Annotated in this window: 16 protein-coding genes and 1 pseudogene; 3 read left to right on the top strand and 14 right to left on the bottom strand. The window is 47.4% G+C overall.

The features are described 5' to 3' along the window. Positions 1 to 931: 931 nt before the first annotated feature. The 3 genes and pseudogenes from OGY18_RS05825 to OGY18_RS05815 form a co-directional block, all read right to left on the bottom strand. Complete coding sequence (locus OGY18_RS05825; RefSeq protein ID WP_286552226.1) at positions 932 to 2,575, bottom strand: response regulator receiver domain; 1,644 nt, start codon at positions 2,573 to 2,575, stop codon at positions 932 to 934. 1 nt (position 2,576) lies between these two features. Continuing rightward, complete coding sequence (locus OGY18_RS05820) at positions 2,577 to 5,552, bottom strand: ATP-binding protein (RefSeq protein ID WP_286552222.1); 2,976 nt, start codon at positions 5,550 to 5,552, stop codon at positions 2,577 to 2,579. Then, positions 5,539 to 6,602 (bottom strand): annotated as a pseudogene (locus OGY18_RS05815) (DNA cytosine methyltransferase). Before OGY18_RS05815 ends, OGY18_RS05820 begins: the two are co-directional and overlap by 14 nt. A gap of 793 nt (positions 6,603 to 7,395) precedes the next feature. Between OGY18_RS05815 and OGY18_RS05810 the strand changes: the two are divergent. From OGY18_RS05810 to OGY18_RS05800, 3 genes are read left to right on the top strand one after another with little or no spacing between them, the layout of a single operon-like run. Continuing rightward, a complete protein-coding gene (locus tag OGY18_RS05810; protein ID WP_148361817.1) occupies positions 7,396 to 8,433 on the top strand; it encodes an extracellular solute-binding protein in 1,038 nt (345 codons plus the stop codon). Further along, entirely contained in the window at positions 8,417 to 10,105 is a 1,689-nt protein-coding gene (locus OGY18_RS05805) for an ABC transporter permease (RefSeq protein WP_148361816.1), read from the top strand. The genes OGY18_RS05810 and OGY18_RS05805 overlap by 17 nt, the downstream gene beginning before the upstream one ends. Positions 10,106 to 10,115: 10 nt before the next feature. After that, on the top strand, positions 10,116 to 10,799 hold the full coding sequence (locus OGY18_RS05800) for an ABC transporter ATP-binding protein (RefSeq protein ID WP_032669186.1): 684 nt from the start codon (positions 10,116 to 10,118) through the stop codon (positions 10,797 to 10,799). A gap of 24 nt (positions 10,800 to 10,823) precedes the next feature. On the opposite strand, the gene ldtA is transcribed toward OGY18_RS05800, so the two are convergent. The 11 genes from ldtA to cbiK all read right to left on the bottom strand — a co-directional run bounded on the left by ldtA (position 10,824) and on the right by cbiK (position 19,778). Further along, positions 10,824 to 11,753: a L,D-transpeptidase gene (gene ldtA, locus OGY18_RS05795; RefSeq protein WP_286552220.1), complete on the bottom strand. Its 930-nt coding sequence runs from the start codon at positions 11,751 to 11,753 to the stop codon at positions 10,824 to 10,826. Positions 11,754 to 11,879: 126 nt separating this feature from the next. Then, entirely contained in the window at positions 11,880 to 12,944 is a 1,065-nt protein-coding gene (gene cobT, locus OGY18_RS05790; protein ID WP_198579306.1) for a nicotinate-nucleotide--dimethylbenzimidazole phosphoribosyltransferase, read from the bottom strand. Between the two features lie 24 nt (positions 12,945 to 12,968). Next, positions 12,969 to 13,712 carry an adenosylcobinamide-GDP ribazoletransferase gene (cobS, locus tag OGY18_RS05785; RefSeq protein WP_286552217.1) on the bottom strand — a complete coding sequence of 248 codons (744 nt, stop codon included), beginning with the start codon at positions 13,710 to 13,712 and terminating at the stop codon, positions 12,969 to 12,971. Continuing rightward, the gene (gene cobU, locus OGY18_RS05780) at positions 13,709 to 14,254 is read right to left on the bottom strand and encodes a bifunctional adenosylcobinamide kinase/adenosylcobinamide-phosphate guanylyltransferase (protein WP_003834083.1); all 546 of its coding nucleotides are present in this window, start codon (positions 14,252 to 14,254) and stop codon (positions 13,709 to 13,711) included. The genes cobS and cobU overlap by 4 nt, the downstream gene beginning before the upstream one ends. Continuing rightward, the gene (locus OGY18_RS05775; RefSeq protein WP_003834085.1) at positions 14,251 to 15,771 is read right to left on the bottom strand and encodes a cobyric acid synthase; all 1,521 of its coding nucleotides are present in this window, start codon (positions 15,769 to 15,771) and stop codon (positions 14,251 to 14,253) included. The genes cobU and OGY18_RS05775 overlap by 4 nt, the downstream gene beginning before the upstream one ends. Then, positions 15,768 to 16,583: an energy-coupling factor ABC transporter ATP-binding protein gene (locus OGY18_RS05770; protein ID WP_286552215.1), complete on the bottom strand. Its 816-nt coding sequence runs from the start codon at positions 16,581 to 16,583 to the stop codon at positions 15,768 to 15,770. Before OGY18_RS05770 ends, OGY18_RS05775 begins: the two co-directional genes overlap by 4 nt. 8 nt (positions 16,584 to 16,591) lie before the next feature. After that, positions 16,592 to 17,269 (bottom strand): energy-coupling factor ABC transporter transmembrane protein, encoded by a 678-nt coding sequence (locus OGY18_RS05765; RefSeq protein WP_286552253.1) that lies wholly within the window; start codon positions 17,267 to 17,269, stop codon positions 16,592 to 16,594. Continuing rightward, positions 17,256 to 17,537, bottom strand: a complete 282-nt coding sequence (locus tag OGY18_RS05760; RefSeq protein WP_003030289.1) for an energy-coupling factor ABC transporter substrate-binding protein — start codon at positions 17,535 to 17,537, stop codon at positions 17,256 to 17,258. Before OGY18_RS05760 ends, OGY18_RS05765 begins: the two co-directional genes overlap by 14 nt. Positions 17,538 to 17,539: 2 nt before the next feature. Continuing rightward, positions 17,540 to 18,277 carry a cobalt ECF transporter S component CbiM gene (gene cbiM / locus OGY18_RS05755; RefSeq protein WP_003834098.1) on the bottom strand — a complete coding sequence of 246 codons (738 nt, stop codon included), beginning with the start codon at positions 18,275 to 18,277 and terminating at the stop codon, positions 17,540 to 17,542. Next, positions 18,274 to 18,987, bottom strand: a complete 714-nt coding sequence (locus tag OGY18_RS05750) for a cobalt-factor II C(20)-methyltransferase (protein ID WP_063940443.1) — start codon at positions 18,985 to 18,987, stop codon at positions 18,274 to 18,276. The genes cbiM and OGY18_RS05750 overlap by 4 nt, the downstream gene beginning before the upstream one ends. After that, positions 18,984 to 19,778, bottom strand: coding sequence for a sirohydrochlorin cobaltochelatase (cbiK, locus tag OGY18_RS05745; protein WP_003834103.1), 795 nt, complete (start codon positions 19,776 to 19,778; stop codon positions 18,984 to 18,986). Before cbiK ends, OGY18_RS05750 begins: the two co-directional genes overlap by 4 nt. Positions 19,779 to 19,782 lie beyond the last annotated feature (4 nt).

Below are 19,782 nucleotides of genomic sequence, written 5' to 3'. Positions count from 1 at the left end.
AAAACACTCTACAACAGGAAATGACTTAGGCATTCACCACATACCTCAAAAACATCCAGCAGGGCAAGTCATTGATGGGCACGATCCTAACACTGGGGATTTAGGGAGCTAGCCTACACTGCGCCATCAATATCTTTACCTAAAACTGAACACCAGCAAATCCCAACATCAAAGGGAACGTATACAGGGACTGCAAGAGATCAATTGGCAAAGGATATTAGAGATTTGAGAAATCATACAAACGCGCCAAACTCAGCATTGCAAAAACTAATAGAATTAACACTAGAAATGTACCCATAGTCATTTAAAAAATAGGCAACACTATGAATACTGAAGACTTTATTAACTCCATAAAACAAGTTGTCAGAGATTCCACAATCAATGGAGTCATTTCGTTAATTGAATGTCCTCCGTGTGTAGCCCCCCGTTCCGGTCGACTGCGAGCCGAAGAACGGCCTGTTTTTTCTTCCTAGACTCACCAGCCGCAACACGTTCTCGGCGATGTTATTACCCGGCCATTTTCTACATAGCGGGTCAGCACACTGGTTCAGCGCATATGCGAACACCTTTATACCCTCCGTTCGTAAGAACAAAAGCCAACACTGACGGAGGTGATTCTGGCCGCGTGAAAGAGGTTTTGAGACCTCACTTGCTATGGGTTGACTGACGGAAAAAGAGTTTGTGGAAAATGGAGCGTTATTCATATAATCAAAATCGCATTAACTCGTCATTTATGTAAATTCTGACTTACGAAATGGAGAGGATCCGTTGGATACTACAGAGCAGCCAGACACCAGAAGCATATCGCCTGAGACACCAACAGTCGGAAATCGCTAAAAGAACGTGGAACTAACACTGACAGCTACCTTTATTGCTAACTGGGAACTGTCAGAAAATATCCACAAACCCATACACTTATGGACTTGAAAAATCAGTTCAACCGCCTAACCCATTCTGGCTCATCTAAACCTACACGAGAAAGACTAGAGCTATATTCCTCAACTATACGTTGAGCATAAAGCTCTTTTAACTCAACAATAAATTCAAATTTCTCAGGGTGCTCCTTCGAGTAATATGAGGGTTCAAAATATTTTTTATTATTAGTTTCACATTTTGTTGCAAGAGCGAAACCATTATTTCCGGAAAACTTAACAGTACGTAGAGAATAGGTAGACTTATCAATTTTAAGTTTTATACCATCAGGGGTTAAAAAGTTAAAACCACCATCATTAACTTTTTCCAACGAAATAAAAAGAAAACGACGAATCTCTCCATTTTGAATTCGTACAGAATCACATCTTTGTTGAATGCATATATAGTATGACCCATTATCCAGAGTACTTTTAACAACAGTACCTAGTGTTAAGAATGGAAGATGATGAGGTGAAAATATAGCGCTTCTATGATAGCATAACTTTGCAAAAGTTTTATTAATTTCTTCTGTTTTTTCAAATTCCGTAAACAAAGTTGTGGCATATTTATTTATCAGTATATCGATTTTTTTTGATGATAGTTGTTGCCCATCACTGCTAACTAAAGAATTGCAGAATTTATCCTTAACATCTGAGTTAGATTGTAATAATTGCAATAGTACATCCGGATTTCTTTGGTAAAAAACATTCTCTGGAGTACCATCAGATTTATACAATGGTTTTACTCCACCTTCAATATTATGGCCAAGCCATAATTTAATTTTATCTTCATTTAAGAATTGATTTAGATTTTTATATCGAATGATTGAGGAGAACGTATCACTTAATAATTGGACTAACAATTCATTAGCATCATATGTATTAGGTAATAATGTTTGATGTGCCAAATAAGCCGCATCCAATTCTTTAGAAAATAAAGTTAAAATGTGATGAAAGTTTTTCCTAATTTCAGCCAGGGACTCCATTGCAAAATTAGAAAGTAAGCCACTAGTCATTTCAGTGAATTGTAATGATATAAAGTCTGGTAGCTCATCATATGTTTTTGTTTTATCAGCTAGCTGCGGTAAATGTTGTGCTCGCCCCTCTCCACCATTCGATTTTGATATGACCATAATCTTACAATTATTAGACATAACAGTGCATGGATCATTTTCATTAATTTTAAAACCAGAAATATTTTTTTCAGTCAATACTGCATCAACCTCAGAGGCTATTTTGGGCAGATCCACTTCACCGGTATAAATTAAAATTAATTTTATACAGTGTTGATTATCGATATTAGCGAGCAGCGATGTGATTATTTTTTTAGTATACACACCTCTAACATCATCTTCTTCAGCATCATCTTCATCATTCTGAGAGTCATTATCTGAAAATTCTTCATCAAGTACAATTTGCCAATCAAGTATTGTGACATCAGACTTAGTTGCAATTGAAGTTAAGTATTCCAGATCACTAACTAATTGAGGTTTATAGACGGCACAAATTTTTCCTTTCTTAGAAAATATTTTTGTAACCTCTTGAGCATCAAATTCATGCTGATCCTTTGGCCCATTTTGATTATATGCTTTATCATCAATGAAGATAATGTTCTGAATAAAATGATCTGTAATTGTTGCTGAAAATTCGTTGAATGTTTTCATTTTATTTTTCCACCATGGAAATTTTAAATGTAACGGTTGAGCCTTCTCTTGGCTCATCTAATGTTAATTTATAACCAACCGATTCAAGAACTTCATTACTAATATGCAGCCCCATTCCTCGACCATTATATTTCCTTGAAAAACCCAGACTAAATATTCTGTCTTTATCACGATTATCAACTACGGATCCATTATTAGAAATATAGACATTACCGTTATCATCAGCATGTAATCTTATAGTTTTATCACTACTATTACTTTCATTTAACCAATAAATTGCATTATCAATTACATTCACAAAAACAGGATAAAAGGATGAGCGGAAACCATAAAGTTTTCCTTTTGAATATCCATTTGTATGTTTAAAAGATATATTATGCCTATCCATTCTGTTTTTAAATAAATCAATTAAGAACGATTTAATTTCTAAAAGTTTAATTTCCTCTCTTTTTCTCTGTAGTCTTCTGTTTAAAGGAGTAAAGAGATTGAGATAACCGTCTAAATGCTCGAAGTTGATCTTAATGTTTTTATAGACATCTTCAAGATCTTCATTGACATCACTCCAAGCTTTTAAATCTTTAAGGCTCGTTCTTATTGATCTTACCGTACTATTAAATTCATGATGAATGATACTTACAGCTAAGCCAAGCTGACTCAATTCAACATCAGCATGAATTTTTTCTCTCAAAGCATCCACTTCTTCGCCAAGCACTTCGGTTATTTGTTCGCTGGTTATATAATTATTATCTTCATCTTTCTCCCAGTAGATACCCTCAAGTTGTCTAATGATAGCATCTAAAACATTTGTATTCCTTTCGCTAACATTAGTAATTTCTGCCGCCAGTTCATTTCGTTTTGCAACTAAATCAATATCAGACTCACTTTCTATAGATATGTGCTTAAATTTGTCCTTTACAATGCGGATTTGGTTATCCAAATCAATCATTAAATCAGATGTTAGTTCTTTAACCTTTTTGTTTATATCCAGAACAACTTGTTCCGTAGTTTTTCTTTTTTCAGTATTAACTTTTCTTGCTTCAATAGAAATGAAATCAACCGCCTGTTCTAAACGCTTGCGCTTACTTATTTTTATTTGATAATCATTAATTGCTTTATCAACTAATTGATCAATATTATCTATAGCCGGTTGAAAACATGTCCTTTCTAAATCCTGCAAAGTCGTCAGATATGTATTATAATCCTCTTTTAGTTCCCCTCTTATTAAAAAACCTCTGGGAGTTGGGACGATAATAGAGCGTTTATACGCATTAATTTCTTCTCTAGTCTGCGATTCTATATCAATTATTTTCTGACTCGCTATATCAGGATCCTTAATTGAGTATACGCTGTGAAATCTATGTTCACTCTCTATCAAAATATTATTTACATCTTGTTCAATTAACCCATTTGAATGATGATCAAAGAAAAAACTAAGAGCCAATTCAAATCTAGCTTTTTTTGCCTTAGCCTGTTTTTCTCGTTTCTCTAATGCCTTGTGAGAGGAAATTAATTCATTTCTTTTAGTTGCCCATATTTCAGCTTTAGGACCCGCTTTTATATCATCTCGGAAAAAATCGGCTGCTAGTTGAATAAAGAAATTTTTAAGAATATCTCTGAGGTGTTTGTATGCTTGATCCTCAATAAAACCTTCACGCCCAGCTTTTTCTTTTAATCTAAAATTTTCTTTTTGAGAAAGACTTATAACTCCGAACATTCTTCTATATGAAAAGAAAGCAGAGCCTGCATGTTTAGAACGTCTTTTTTCAATTTCCAGATAATCATAATCAGAATCACCGTATGGTAAAATTCTAATATTATCTTTATAAATATACAAACCACCAAATTTATCAGATTTTGATGTAACCCTGGCATAATCTTCATTAGCCATTATTGAATGTTTTCTATCACCTTGAACATAGGCAAGATTTATCTCAAATGGACCACAACTGGTAAGATTAAGGTTATTCCCTGACCAATTGACAATATGTTCAAAGTTTTTATCATGATAGATTCTTATGTTACCCTTAAACTGTCCATATTCGTCAAAAAAACCATGGAAATGATGATCTGCTTGTTCAAAGTCTTCACTAGTAAAAAAATGTTCCTTATCAATAATATCAATATATGTACTGTCATCACTTCTGTAATCTCGGAAGACGATATCTAATAAAGGCTCTGGATGGGATATTGTCATTGTATTATGAAAACCCATCAACATTTTTTCAATTTTAGTAGCTTCTTTACCACTACTATCACCATCAATATCGGAATTCAAAATTTCATCGACGGGGGAAACAATAAAAATTGTACCTCCTGAATCATCGTTATCGAATGATTTAAAACGAATTAATTTCTTACTTAGAGTTCTTGGGCAAACAGAGAAAGATGTAATCGTTTCTTTTATTTCTAAAAATTTTTCTTTACTCAATAATTTCTTTTTCAGCAAACCGCTAATTGAATCCAGCAACTCAATCTTCATTGAATTCAACTGTTCTAGATCAGGAATATGTTTGTATGTTTCGATTGGAACAACTATATCATCAAGGTTCAATCCCGGCAGTTCAAATATTTGCCAATTGATAAGTGCAGCAGTGATCTCCTCTGTGTTTTTAGCCTTAGTTATTATTAATACCTGCTTCCCTATTGATGCTATAGCAAGGCGACCAATACCTTTCTCCCCCATCTGATGTCTGAATTTTTTAGATTTGTCTACTGGAGGAAGGGATGCATTTGTATGTTGAACTTTCGACTCAGTACCTAATGTAAGCCACCTATTTTCAAAATCAGATCTCGACATACCTACGCCATCATCTCTGATAATAAAAAGGCTTTTCCTACGAAAATAATCGATATCAACATTATCCGCATAAGCATCATGAGCATTTTTCAATAGTTCATTTATCGCCGTAGGGATGCCCGCGATCTGTTGTCGGCCTAATAAGTCTAAGGTTCTAGCTCTTGTCTTAAAATTTGCCATGATTGTCTCTCTTTGAAACTTCATTATGCTTAATGAAGTGCAGCCCAAATTGTCGAGCTAATTCACATGGGACAGCATTTCCAATTTGTTTCGCCATTGAATTAAAAGAGCCTTTAAATATATAGTTTTTTGGGAATGTTTGCAGGCGAGATGCTTCCCTAATACTTATAGCTCGATTTTGTGTTATATCTGGATGACCAAATCGTCCATTCGAATAACTATTGCACTTTGTTGTCAAAGTCGGGGCCGGTTTATCCCATGACATTCTGCCATAAGTATCAGTATGGCCTGTATAATCTATGTGGCAAGTGTTGATTAAATCAGTCGGCCAATCCCTGCGGTCCCCTCCCTCTGGGGTATTTTTAATTCTCTCTAAATTTAACTCAGTAAGTATCGCTGAGCGATGCAATTCATCATTCTTATCAACTTCCCCTGATTTGAGCTTTGGATATTCACCAATAAATTCTCTAACAGTTTTTATAGGAGAATTTTCAATATTATGAGTTGGCTCTGGTATAGATATTGGTCCTAGCAAGCTGGCTAGAAGAACAAACCGTTTTCTTCTTTGCGGCACGCCGTATTTTTCAGCATTTGCAACAAAATACACATAATGGTAGTTTAGTTCACTAAGTAAAGTAATAAATCTTGTGAAAGGACTTTCTTTGCTGCCATCGATTTTCTGAATACCTGGAACATTTTCTAATAGAATGTATTCTGGTAAAAGTTTTGAAACGAATCGATGGGTTTCGTCCAAGAGGCAAATTCTCTCATCATCTTCGTTTTTATATTTGTTTTGCTGTGAAAAAGGTTGACATGGTGCGCAGGCACTTAAAAGCAAACCATCTGCACTTTTGAACGCTATAGAATTCGCAACCCTCTCAACAGTTACATTTCGGATGTCATCGAAGATGAAATCAGCGTTAGGGAAGTTAGCTTTGTATGTTCCGAGGCCTGCCGATCCACATCAATACCAAGAACAACGTCAAAACCAGCCTGACGTAGCCCTTCACTAGCCCCTCCACATCCACAAAAGAAATCTATCGCAATCAATTTAGCATCCAATTATCTAAAAATAACTATTTGTTTTTATTGAATTTTTACATTATTTTTTGTAAAAATCTAATATGAAGAATGTTTCTATTTTGCCCCAACAAAGTCTTTTAGACAAAAATTTATGATCGAACTTGATAATGATATAGAAAGAAACAAATAACCATAAAAACCAGAGAATTGGCAGCATGACTGTTCATCCAACATCGTTTAGAAAACTAGCTTTATACAGTATGATAAGACGTCCTAAAAGGTCGTTGTCAATGAGAGTTACTACTCTCAGGGGGAGTTGGTAGCCTTAGCGCAAACAGCTAACACAAAGACCAGCAACTCTGCAATTTTTTCACATACAGAGGGATCTTTGATGCTGCCTCAATATCTTTTTAGCCCCTCATTTTCTAGGACACAGAGCAACCTTCAGTATATACACCATCTACTGGTGGTCATTCTGGTGGTCTTGACAACCCTAACTTTTAGGTTTAGCTTACCAATCAGCCAGTTAATGGCAAAGGCGATCCCAGTCAGAGGAGCCATATTTAAGAAGCCTGCTTAGGAAACTAAGCAGGCTTTTTGCTTTTCCGGTCGCTATAAAAAACCCTCTAATAAGTCCCCTGCCTGCTCTGCACCGCTGTTACATGCCGCATCACAACGTTGATTAAAGTTATGTAAATGTAAATCGTTTAAACTTTGCAATTATTGTAAGTGCTAGTGATTATCATTTATTGTACGCGAGCCAAAGGAACGAGCCCCCGCTCGGTTCACTGTACGTTCCAATTACTCTGGGATATAAACGATGAATTCTCTGCCTCGCGCCGGACTGCGCCGTATCACACTTGCCTCTGCCCTGGTCTTCTCTGTTAGCCTACCGGCTTTCGCTCAGGAAACGTTAACGCTCTATACCACCCGTGAACCGGGTCTGATCCAGCCTTTGCTTGATAGCTGGACCAAAACCAGCGGCATCAAAGTCAGTACGGTCTATATCAAGGACGGTATGCTTGAGCGCGTTAAAGCTGAAGGTAAAAATTCACCTGCCGACCTGCTGATGACCGTCGATGCCGGTAATCTCATTGATTTAGTGGAAGCGGGTGTAACTCAGCCAGTAGAGTCAGAAGCACTGAAAACCGCTATTCCGGCTAATCTGCGCGGCGCAGATAATCAGTGGTTTGCGCTGTCGATGCGTGCCCGCGTGCTGTATGCCGAGAAGTCACTGCCAATCGATAACTGGCATTACGAGCAACTCGCCAGCCCTGAGTACAAAGGTAAAGTCTGTATTCGTTCCGGACAGCATCCTTATAACACGGCGCTGATCGCCGCAATGATCGCTCACCACGGCGAAGCAAAGACCGAAGAATGGCTGCGCGGTGTGAAAGCTAACCTGGCGCGTAAAGCTACCGGTGGCGACCGCGATGTTGCTCGCGATATCCTCGGCGGCATTTGCGATATTGGTCTCGCCAACTCCTATTACGTCGGCCATATGAAAAACGCCAAAGAAGGCAGTGATGCACGTCAGTGGGGCGATGCGATTAAAGTCGTTAAACCCACCTTTGAAAATGGCGGTACACACGTCAACATCAGTGGCGCAGCTGTAGCCCGCTATGCGCCAAATAAAGCCGATGCCGTTAAGCTGATGGAATATCTGGTTTCCGCACCTGCCCAGCAGCAGTATGCGAAAGCGAACTTCGAATACCCGGTACTGAAAGGCGTGACGCTTGATCCGGTTATCAGCGCAACTATTGGTGAAATCAACGTCGATAAAACGCCGTTAACCGAAATCGTTAAATATCGTAAACAAGCTAGTCTGCTGGTAGATAAAGTTGGATTCGATCAATAAACCTCTGCAGTTTCCGACGTTACGCGGCCTGGTTTCCGGGCCGCAGTCATTATTAACGCCGCTACATCTTGGCGCGCTGTGCGTAGCGCTTGGCGTTCTGACACCGATCATTGCGCTGATTTGGCAGGCTACCCAGGCCGATTTATCTCACTGGGATAATCTCCTGACGTATGTACTGCCTGCCGCACTAAAAAATACCGTGCTGTTATTAGCCGGTGTCGCGGTGATGGTCGGCGTGATTGGCGTAGGCAGCGCATGGGCGGTAACGGCATGGGATTTTCCTGGACGTAAAATTCTTAGCTGGGCGTTACTGTTGCCGCTGGCAATGCCAACCTACATTGTGGCCTTTGCGTGGCTCGATCTGCTGCATCCGATTGGCCCCCTGCAAACCTTTATCCGTTTTTTACTGGGCTTTGACAGCCCAAGACAGTTCCGGCTGCCAGATTTACGCTCACTTTCCGGCGCAATCATCCTGCTCGGATTAGTGCTTTACCCATACGTGTATCTGACAACCCGCGCTATGTTTATCAGCCAGCCCGCCCATTTACTGGAAGCCGCACGCACGCTGGGATGCAGCGCAACCGGAACCTTTTTTCGTGTTGCTTTGCCCATGGCCCGTCCGGCACTGGCCGTTGGGATCAGCCTGGCACTGCTGGAAACGCTCAACGATATTGGCGCATCGGAGTTTCTCGGGGTACAGACGTTAACCGTTACCGTGTACACCACATGGATCTCACGTTCTGATTTATCTGCTGCGGCGCAAATTGCCTGCATGATGCTGATGTTTATATTCCTGATTCTGACACTGGAATTTTATGGTCGCAGAAAACAAGGATTCAGCAGCCGCAGCCTGCGGGAAATTCAACCTTCGCGCGTGCAGGGCTGGCGCGGTTGGCTGCTCGGTGGCGTTATTTCACTGCCGGTTGTACTGGGTTTTCTGGCACCGGTACTGTTTTTAATGTGGGAAAGCGCCAAACGCATAGGCGATGAGAACCCCCTTTCCTCTTCGTTACTGTCAGCATTGCAAAATACGCTATCGCTGGCAGCGGGAACCACGCTGGTGGTGGTTTGTGTCAGTATGCTGGTGGCCTGGAGCGCCCGCCATAGCGCCGCAGACAACGCCATGCCGGGATTTCGTCGCGGCGTGATGCGTCTGGCCTCTTTAGGCTATGCGGTTCCCGGCACAATTCTGGCGATTGGTTTTTTACCCCCCGCCATGGCTGTCGACCGCTGGCTGGCCGATTTACTGGATGTTCGCGGCCTGCCGCTGATGTCCGCAGGGATCCTGCTGGTAATTTGTTGTGCCATGCGATTCCAGGCGATTGCCATTGGCGCGCTGGATTCTGGTCTGGGCCGCATTCCACCTTCGCTGGAACAGGCGTCTCGTCTGTTAGGCGAGAATGGTGCGGGGACGTTTGCACGAGTCCATTTTCCCCTGCTGCGCCCGGCATTAGTCAGCAGTGCCCTGCTGGTTTTTGCTGATGCCATGAAAGAGCTGCCAACAACGTTGCTTTTGCGCCCGGTCAATTTTGAAACGCTGGCAACGTTACTGTATGCGGAAGCCGCACGTGGAACCTATGAAGAAGGTGCTATCGCCGCGCTAATGATTGTTTTAGCTGGCACGCTACCGGTTATTTTGTTGGTGCGTCACCAAATGACTCGCCGTGGTTAAGAGAGCAACAATGTCAGAAATTGCATTACGACTCCAGGATGTACACGTTGCTTATGGCAACAGCCAGCAATCGGTACTGAGCGGATTTTCAATGTCGGTACGTAAAGGTGAAATTGCCTGTCTGCTGGGTGCTTCAGGCTGCGGAAAAACCACGGTACTACGCGCAGTTGCCGGATTTGAACGCCTGCAAAACGGAGAGATCTATGTGTCACAGCGACGTGTTGCCGGTCCCGGCGTTCATCTGCCACCGGAAAAACGTCATGTCGGCATGGTCTTCCAGGAATATGCGTTATTCCCCCATCTGACCGCGCAGCAAAATGTGGCCTTTGGATTGCGTCGCATGCCGCGTGAGGAACAACAGGCCAGAGTGACTGAGCTGTTGAAAATGGTGGAGTTACACAGCCATGCCAACCGCTATCCGCATGAGCTTTCCGGCGGGCAACAACAGCGTATCGCACTTGCGCGCGCGTTGGCGCCACATCCGGAAATCCTGTTGCTGGATGAACCCTTCTCCAGCCTGGATAAGCGCACACGTGAGCGTCTTGGCAACGAGGTACGGGATATTTTGCGCGCCGCCGGGCAAACGGCGCTGTTGGTTACCCACAGTGAACACGAAGCCCAACTAATGGCTGACCATATTGGCGTGGTAAAAATGGGGCAGTATCAAATTAAAAAAGCGACCCATCCGACCTGAAGGTCAACAAAGTCGCCCTGAAAATTAAAAATGCTTCTGTACCAGGCTGATGTTCACCGGCATACCGGAACGTCTTTCCAACGCCTGGCTCCCGCGGCTCACATCCACGTCATTCCCGCTGATAAAGGTGCGCAAAGCGGGAGTGACTGGTAAAGGCACCTTTCTGTCAGACTCGTATTCCGAACGGTTTCGTGACAGCGGCTCATGTACTTCCACCCAGCGACTACCGTCCGGCTCTTCGCTGTATTTCACCAGTCGGTCAATTAATTGTACACGCGTCCCTACAGGCACCGTATCAAACAGGTACTTGATGTCATCATTCCGCAAACGGATGCACCCCTGACTTACCCGCAAACCAATACCGAAATTGGCATTTGTCCCGTGAATGGCATAAAGCCTGCCAATATAAATTGCATACAGGCCCATCGGATTTTCTGGCCCGGCAGGCACAAATGCTGGCAAGCTTTCCCCGCGTGCAGCGTATTCCCGTCGGGTATTTGGCGTCGGCGTCCAGCTTGGTGCTTCCTGCTTACGTTCGACCGCCGTCACCCAGTTACGCGGCGTTTCTCTACCCGCCTGACCAATGCCAATGGGTAAAACCTCAACCGTATTGCTGCCAGCAGGATAATAGTAAAGCCGCATCTCGGCGACGTTGATGACAATCCCCTCGCGCACGGTATCCGGAAGTATCAGTTGCTGCGGCACAACCAGCGTTGAACCCGATTTAGGCAGAAAAACATCGACGCCCGGATTGGCTTCAAGCATATTGCTCAACCCCTGCCCGTACTGAGCGGCAAATGCCTCCAGCGGCTTGGTGTTTCCTGGTGGAACCGTAATAGTCAAAGGACTACCCACCAGGCGACTCCCCTCTGGCGGCAGCGGATAACTCACCGCCTGTGCGCCCTGACTCGCAAGCAGCATAATGAGTGAACAAAGCAGTTTTACACGACGCATCTTTTTCCTTTCCTTCGTCGCAACAGATATCCGTTAAGTATAGCTTTTATTATCTGTTTTAGTGGGTTACGACATATCTGCGCATAAAAAACCTCGCCATCAGGCGAGGTTCAGGTTGAGCGGTAACTACGCTTCCTTACCATCTGGAAGCACAATATTGCTGGCGGCTAACTGCCCCATATTTTTGTACATAGCGCAGGCAGCTTCAATAATCGGCATCGCCAGCGCGGCCCCGCTACCTTCACCTAAACGCATCCCCATATTCAGATAAGGATCTAATTCAAGATGCGCCAGCGCGGTGCGGGCACCCTTCTCAGCGGAGAAGTGTGACGGGATTAGGTAGGGTTTAATCTGCGGTGCAATCTGGCTGGCCGCCAGAGCAGCAGAATACGAAAGAAAACCATCCAACACGACCGGCAGGCCACAGGAGGCCGCACCAAGCATCACCCCCGCCATACCGACAAGATCAAACCCGCCAACCTTAGCCAGCACATCGACACCGTCAAGGCGATCCGGTTGATTGACGGCAATTGCCCGGCGCACAACGTCTACCTTATTCCCCACCCGAGAAAGAGGAAGGTTAGCGCCAATACCCACGACTTCCTCAGCATCACTGCCGGTCAGCACACTGACAATGGCCGCCGCAGGTGTGGTATTTGCCATACCAAGCTCACCGACACCAAACAGCGTTACGCCGTCTTTTGCCAGTTCATGGGTATAGCGGATGACTTCCAGCAACAGCTCTTCTGCCTGCGAACGGCTCATTGCCGGACCTTCGGCTATATTGCCGCAGCCGCGTGCCACACGCATATTCACCACACCGGGAATAGGTTCAGCATCAATCCCAACATCTATCACATGGACCTTCGCCCCCGCCTGAGCGGCCAGGACGCAGACGCCGGTCGTTCCACGCGTCATATTGGCAGCCTGAATAGCCGTGACAACTTTAGGCGAAACGGCAACCCCTTCATCCCACACACCGTGATCGGCGCACATCACCAGCATCGCTTTGCCATTCACATGCGGCACACCCTTCAGGCCAGGCATCCCGGCCAATTGTGCGGCGAGAGATTCGAGTCGCCCCAAACTTCCCGGCGGCTTAAGCAAGCCGTCGATATGCTGCTGTGCACGCAGCATCGCGGCACTGTCGGGTGATGGGATCGTGCGGAGTAAAGAGGTTAAAGTCTGCATAAGGGTTCCAGTATGTGGGCTGACTCAGAGCAGAGCCAGCAAGAAAATCAACTCGCCAAGTTCAATGGCAGCGCCCAGCGTATCGCCGGTTTGCCCACCCAACGTGCGTTTTAATAACTGCCCAAGAATAAAAATCGCCACTATTGTGACAACTAGCGCTGCCACGCCGCGCATGCCGGGAAGTAGCACGGCGGCAAGGATCGCCGCTAATCCCAACGTAACGCAGGTTTGACGCCCGGTGACTTTGCCAATAAAAACGTTGCCTAGCCCTTCTTCGCGGGCATAGCGATGCCGATACATCAGCAACACCGCCGTTCCTCGCCCGGCGACACATGCAGCTGCCAGCGCGGCCAGCATCGGCGTGCCACGCAAAGCCAGTTCACTCATCACCAGCACCTTCGCCAGTAAAACGAAAATTAACGCCAGTCCACCGTGGGTGCCCAGACGACTGTCGCGCATGATTTCCAGCATCCGCTCGCGTCGGCGCGCCGAAAAAATGCCGTCACAGGTATCCGCCAGACCATCCAGATGAAATCCCCCGGTCAGCAACGCCAGCGTCAGCACCGCAAAAAGGGCCGCCAACGGAATACCGCACCAGGGCTGGAGCGCCATAAAGACCAGCCCCGTCAGCCCTCCCAACACGACGCCAATCAGGGGAAACATCACAATACCGCGGGAATAATGCTCGAAATCCAGTCCTTGCGACCAGCGAGCAGGAACGGGCAAGCGACTGATAAAAGAGAGCATTGCCCAGAACAACTTACTCATTTAATTTTGACTCCAATTCCTGATACCACCAGCCAGACCTCATCCGCTGCCGCCGCCAGTCGCTGGTTCACGCGTCCTGCAATATCACGAAAATGCCGCGCCAGACGGTTCTCCGGCACAATCCCCATTCCCACTTCGTTTGTGACCAACACGATCTTTGCCGGGCAGCGCTGACAGGCTGCGATCAGCGAACGGATTTCACCTTCGATAGACTGCTCCATCGCCGCGTAATCCCAGCTGTCCGGATCGCTTTCACCGCCCAGCGCAAACAGCAAGTTGGTCACCATCGTGGTGATGCATTCCAGCAGAATAGCTTCCTGAGGATCGTTCATGTCCGTGATCAGTTCATCAAGATGTTGCCAACGTTCGGCTGTCCGCCAGTGCGCAGGACGTCCATCGCGATGATGCTGAATTCGCGCAGCCATCTCCTCATCAAAAATCTGCGAAGTCGCAATATACAAAACGTTTGGGGAATCAGCGATCAGCGCTTCCGCATGCCGACTCTTACCGCTTCGCGCGCCGCCAGTAACCAGAATCATCATACTGGCTCCCGGTGTTGCTGCATGATGGTATAAATTTTCTCAATATCGATGTGTTGCCGCATCGCATCCGCCAGCAGATCAAACTGCTGCGATTTATATTGCGCGTAATGGAAGGTGGAATCCAGCGGAGCTAACCCTTTACGTTCTCGCAGGCCATTGATCAACGCTCGGGTGAAATCATCGCTGTCGAAAAGACCGTGAAGATAGGTGCCGAACGCCAGGCCATCCGGAGTGACCGCGCCGTCAGCAACGTTGCCGCCGTCTTTGTGCAACGTCATCACCGACCGGCATTCATCGGTTAATGCTGTTTCGCCCATATGAATTTCATAACCGCGAACGGATAACCCCGCCGTGCCCGCCAACCAGTCAGGAAGCGATGAGGACATTTTTCCCTCAACCAGGGTCGTGGTTTTGTGCTGGGCAAAATGGGTGACTGTATTGAGCAAGCCCAGCCCCGGCAGCGTACCGAGTCCCGACTCTACTTCATCAATGATGGTGTCACCGAGCATTTGATAGCCGCCGCAAATCCCCACCACCGGTACGTTATTACGATGTAATTGCACGACGCCATGTGCCATCCCGCTTTCACGCAGCCACACCAGATCGCCAAGGGTATTTTTACTACCCGGCAAAATCACCAGATCGGCCCCCGCCAACTCTTCAGGCTGACGAACATAGCGCACGCGCACATCCGGCTGCGCAGCAAGCGCATTAAAATCAGTAAAGTTAGATATGTGTGGAATTTGAACAACGGCGATGTCGATGTCGCGTTTGTCAGTGCGCAAATACTTGCCCTTTTGCAGCGCAACGCCATCTTCATCTTCCAGATCAACATCCAGCCATGGCATCACGCCCAGTACCGGAACACCGGTCAGCGCTTCAATTTGCTCGATACCAGAGTGCAGCAGCGTCACATCACCGCGAAACTTATTGATGATCACCCCTTTTACCCGCGCGCGTTCGTGATCGTGCAACAGCGCCAGCGTGCCGTAGATGGAAGCAAACACTCCGCCACGATCGATATCCGCCACCAAAACGACAGGGCACTGAGCCATCTCTGCCATACCCATATTGACGATATCGCGATCGCGCAGGTTAATCTCTGCCGGGCTCCCCGCACCTTCCAGCACCAGCACATCAAACTCCTGCGCCAGGCTGTTATAAACTGACAGGATCTGTTCCCGCAGACGTGGCTTGTACTCGTGGTAACTCACCGCGTCCATATCGGTCGCCACTTTGCCCATCAGCACCACCTGCGCTTTTCGATCGCTGGTCGGTTTAAGCAGCACCGGGTTCATACGCACATCTGGCGTAATACCTGCGGCTTCAGCCTGAAAAATTTGCGCGCGGCCCATTTCTTTTCCCTCTGGCGTAATGCCAGAGTTCAGCGCCATGTTCTGCGATTTGAACGGCGCGGTATGCAGTCCATCCTGATAAAAAATACGACACAGCCCGGCGACCAATACGCTTTTACCCACATCAGATGCCGTTCCCTGCAACATTATTGCCTGCGTCATGACGCCTCCTTCAGTGCGTTCTCTCGCATACAGCTAAAAAATTCAACCTCTGTTTTACACAGCGGGAAGCCCAGCTCGGTATGCAGCTTCACCAGCCAGGGCTGAGTTAATCCCGCTTGTTCAATAAGATCCGTACGGGCGAAAACGTCGCCTGGCGCGCCGTGCGTGAGCACTTCGCCCCGGCGTAAAACGTACACCGCATCGCTGACTTCATAGATAAGATCGATATCATGGCTGGAAATTACGACGTGATTTCCTTGCGCTACGATGCGTTTGATAATCTCAATCATCTGCGTGCGGCCTGATGGGTCAAGGCCAGCAGTAGGTTCATCCAGCAGCAAATACTGCGCCTGCAACACCAACGCCCCGGCAATCGCTACGCGCTTTTTTTGCCCATGGCTTAAACACTGAATGGGCTGATGGCGAAAGTGCTGGGCGTCGACCAGCGTAAGCGCATCTTCCACGCGGCGAGCGATTTCAGCCTCATCCACCCCAAGATTGCGCAGGCTAAAGGCGATATCGCTGTCGATATCGGTATAAAAGATTTGCTGATCGGGGTCCTGAAATACCGTTGCCACCTGTTGACGCAGCGCCAGCAGGCCGCGCTTGCTGTAATCCAGCGGTTTGCCCTGCCACATCACCGCCCCTTGCTGTGGGCGCAATAAGCCACTCAGGTTCATAAACAGCGTGGATTTCCCGCAACCATTAGCGCCTACCAGCCCGGTGACGGCATGCGTAGAAAAATCCAGCGTTAGCCCTTTGAGGATCGGGTCATCCTGATAGCGAAACCAAAGCGCTGAGGTGGCAAGCATACTTTTCCTTACAGGTGAAAATCACCCTGATACAGTTTGATATCCAGTGTGGTGGTCATTTGCTGGTAGCGGATCAACACGCGGGTAAACAGCAATCCCACCAGCATTGCCAGAGAGCGGTAGCCCAACGGCAAGCTACGATAACCAAAACGCAGCGTTTGTGCGCGATGAATAGCCAGCGCCTCGTCTAACAGGATAAAAATAAACCGCCAGGTCAGCAGGATCTGCTCAGTTAGCAGGCGAGGAACGTGCGCGCGTTTGAGTAAGATAATTAATTGCGGAAACGGCAGATTCAGTACCAGCCAGAAGGTTGCCGCCAGCGCGGCAAGGCTACGCCAGAACGTTTCATTGGCGGTCACCAGTCCTGGTACGCTGATCCCCAACCAATAACTTCCCACAGGTATGCTGGCCAACAGCGTCTGTGGATCGCGGCTGATGCTAAACAAAATGGTCACCACGCCAACCGTGAGAAAACCAAACGGTAATGCCATCCAACGGCACCAGCGCCAGAAGGAAATACGCAGCAGCCAGCAGCTCAGCGCGGCAATAAGTAAAAGCTCAATACCCTGCCCCAATGGGGGCAGAGTAAACGCCAGAATCATCATCACCAGCCAGAGCAGAAATTTCCGCACCGGCGAGACATGAACCCAACGGCTTTGATAGCTAAGCCTGTCAAGCCCGGTCATCACGGCGTTGCCTACCCTTGGTGTAACCCAGGATATAGAAAATCACAGCTGCGCCCAGCGATCCCTGGAGTGTAAACAGCAGACTTTCAATTTCACCGCTTGCGGGTTCATACAACGGCTGGAACCAGGGCTCATAATGCGGGGCAATAGCCTGAATCTGGCTTTCCGCCTCACCATCTGAACCGCCGTATTCCCCACCGTGGTTGATAAAGAACGGCAGGATCACCAGCGCCACTACCATGCCCAATATAATCAGCGTCTTTTTCATCGTTAATGCCCTTGTGCGGTTATCAACTGGCGTTTGGTTAGCTGATCGTAAATCAGCACGGTAAGTAACCCTTCCGCAATCGCAATTGGGATCTGCGTCAGGCAGAAAATCCCCATGAACTTAATGATTGAGCCGGTAGCACCAGCAGAGGGATCCGGGAACGCAACGCCCAGCTGTACCGAGGTCACAAAATAGGTGACGAGATCCGCCAGCATCGCACACAGGAAGACGCAGACATCACGACGCAGCCCTGCGCGGCAGGCCATTTTCCACACCATGTAACCCACTACCGGGCCAATTACCGCCATCGACATGCCGTTCGCGCCGAGCGTCGTTAAACCACCGTGTGCCAGCAGCAGAGCCTGGAACAGCAGGACAATCGCCCCAAGGATGGCAACCACGCCCGGTCCAAACAGGATAACCGCCAGGCCTACACCGGTAGGATGTGAGCAGCTTCCTGTAACGGAAGGAATTTTCAGCGCCGACAGCACAAAAATAAAAGCGCCACACAGGGCCAGCAAAACCTTCTGGTGGTTATCCTCCTGCACAATTTGGCGCAGACGTACCAGCCCGTACCACAGGCAGGGTAAAAACAGCAGCCACCAGGCCAGCGCCCACATCGGCGGCAAGAAACCTTCCATAATGTGCATGGCGAACGCTTGTTCAGGAACAATCATCAGTAATAGCGCCGCAGCCAACCCGCTGAAAGACAGCTGTTTTAGCTGTTGTTCAAGCTTCATTGTGCATACTCCCACTGTTTATTGACCAGAATGGTCGAGAAATAAGGCAGCGGCTGATCGTCGCTCACCTCATCGAGATGACGCCAGCACTGTTCACCTGGCAGCGTGGCTTCAGACATCATTAATGCACAGTCCAACAAACCCTCTTGTTGTAGCAGCGCTTTAATACGCGCAAAACGACCGTACACTTTCATCAACACCAGACTGTCATGCTGTTTTAACGCTTGCTGGATTTCCGCTTCCGGTGCGGTACAGGAGACCACCGCCAGTGACTGCTGCTCCATAGCGAGCGGCGTTTTGGAACGCGCGGCAATCGCGGCGAAAGACGTGACGCCAGGAACGATTTCCAGCCAGTCAGGACAACCAATACGCTGAAGTAAAAAGACCCAGGTGCTGAACAGCATCGCATCGCCGAGAGTGATAAACCCCACCTGCTTACCGGCCTCGACTTCCTGAACCAGCGCGGCAGCAACTTCATCCCAGACAGCCTCTTTTTCAACGCTATCGGCACTCATAGGAAAATGACAGCAGCGGACTTCGGTCTGTTCACCGATATACTCACGTACAATCGACAATGCCAGACTGTCACCGCCTTTACGCCCGGCAGGCGCATAGAGAATATCCAGCGCGCCCAGCGTGCGTGCGGCACGCACGGTAATCAAGTCGGAAGCACCTGGCCCGGTGCTCAGTGCATACAGTTTTCCGCTCATGCTGCTTCCTCCAGCGCCACATTAAGCGCCTGCTGTAAATGTGCCACGAACATGGCGCGAACCGCCGGGTTCTCACCCAGACCACTAAGCCACGGCGTAGCCGGTATCCCTGCTGCATTGAACAACGTTTTCCACGAATCATCTTCGTCGGAGGCCATATCGTTGATGGCATGGTCGCCAGCGACTAACATCAGCGGCATCAGATGCACCGCCGTCACCCCTTCCTGAGATAAACTTTCAATCAACACATCCACTTCCGGATAGCTTTCCACCGCCCCAACCCGCGCGGGAAAGCGCTGCGCCGTCATCATGTGGTCGAGACAGGCATAGGCGGCAAAAGCATGGTGGCTGGCGCCGTGTCCCATAAACACCACTTTTTCACTTTCGCCAAGCGCCGGCATCTGCTGTTGCAGCGCCAGCATCAACTGGGTGTAATCTTCATGGCTGCTCAGCAGCGGTACACCCAGCGTCAGGCGTGAAAACAGCGGACGCATACTTTGCACTTCGCGGACAATTTTTTCGTATTCGTCGCCATTGATAATGTGCAGCGACTGAATAGCCACATCCTGATACCCCTGCTCCGCCAGCTTTTGCAGAGCCTGCAGCGGCGTGTCGATTTCAATGCCGTCGCGCTGCTTGAGCTTGCGGATAATCATCCCGGAGGTAAACGCCCGGAACAGGTCGCGGTCGGGGCAACTGGCTGCGAGATCGCGCTCACAGGCCACAATATTTTTCTCGCAGGTGTCGTGATAGCTGGTGCCAAAGCTGACCACCAGAAGCGCCTTTTTCATCTCT

It is taken from the genome of Citrobacter sp. Cpo142 (assembly GCF_030332425.1).
Lineage (GTDB): Bacteria > Pseudomonadota > Gammaproteobacteria > Enterobacterales > Enterobacteriaceae > Citrobacter > Citrobacter portucalensis.
The sequence above is the reverse complement of the archived record's forward strand: the minus strand, read 5'-3'. Positions and strand labels throughout refer to the sequence as shown.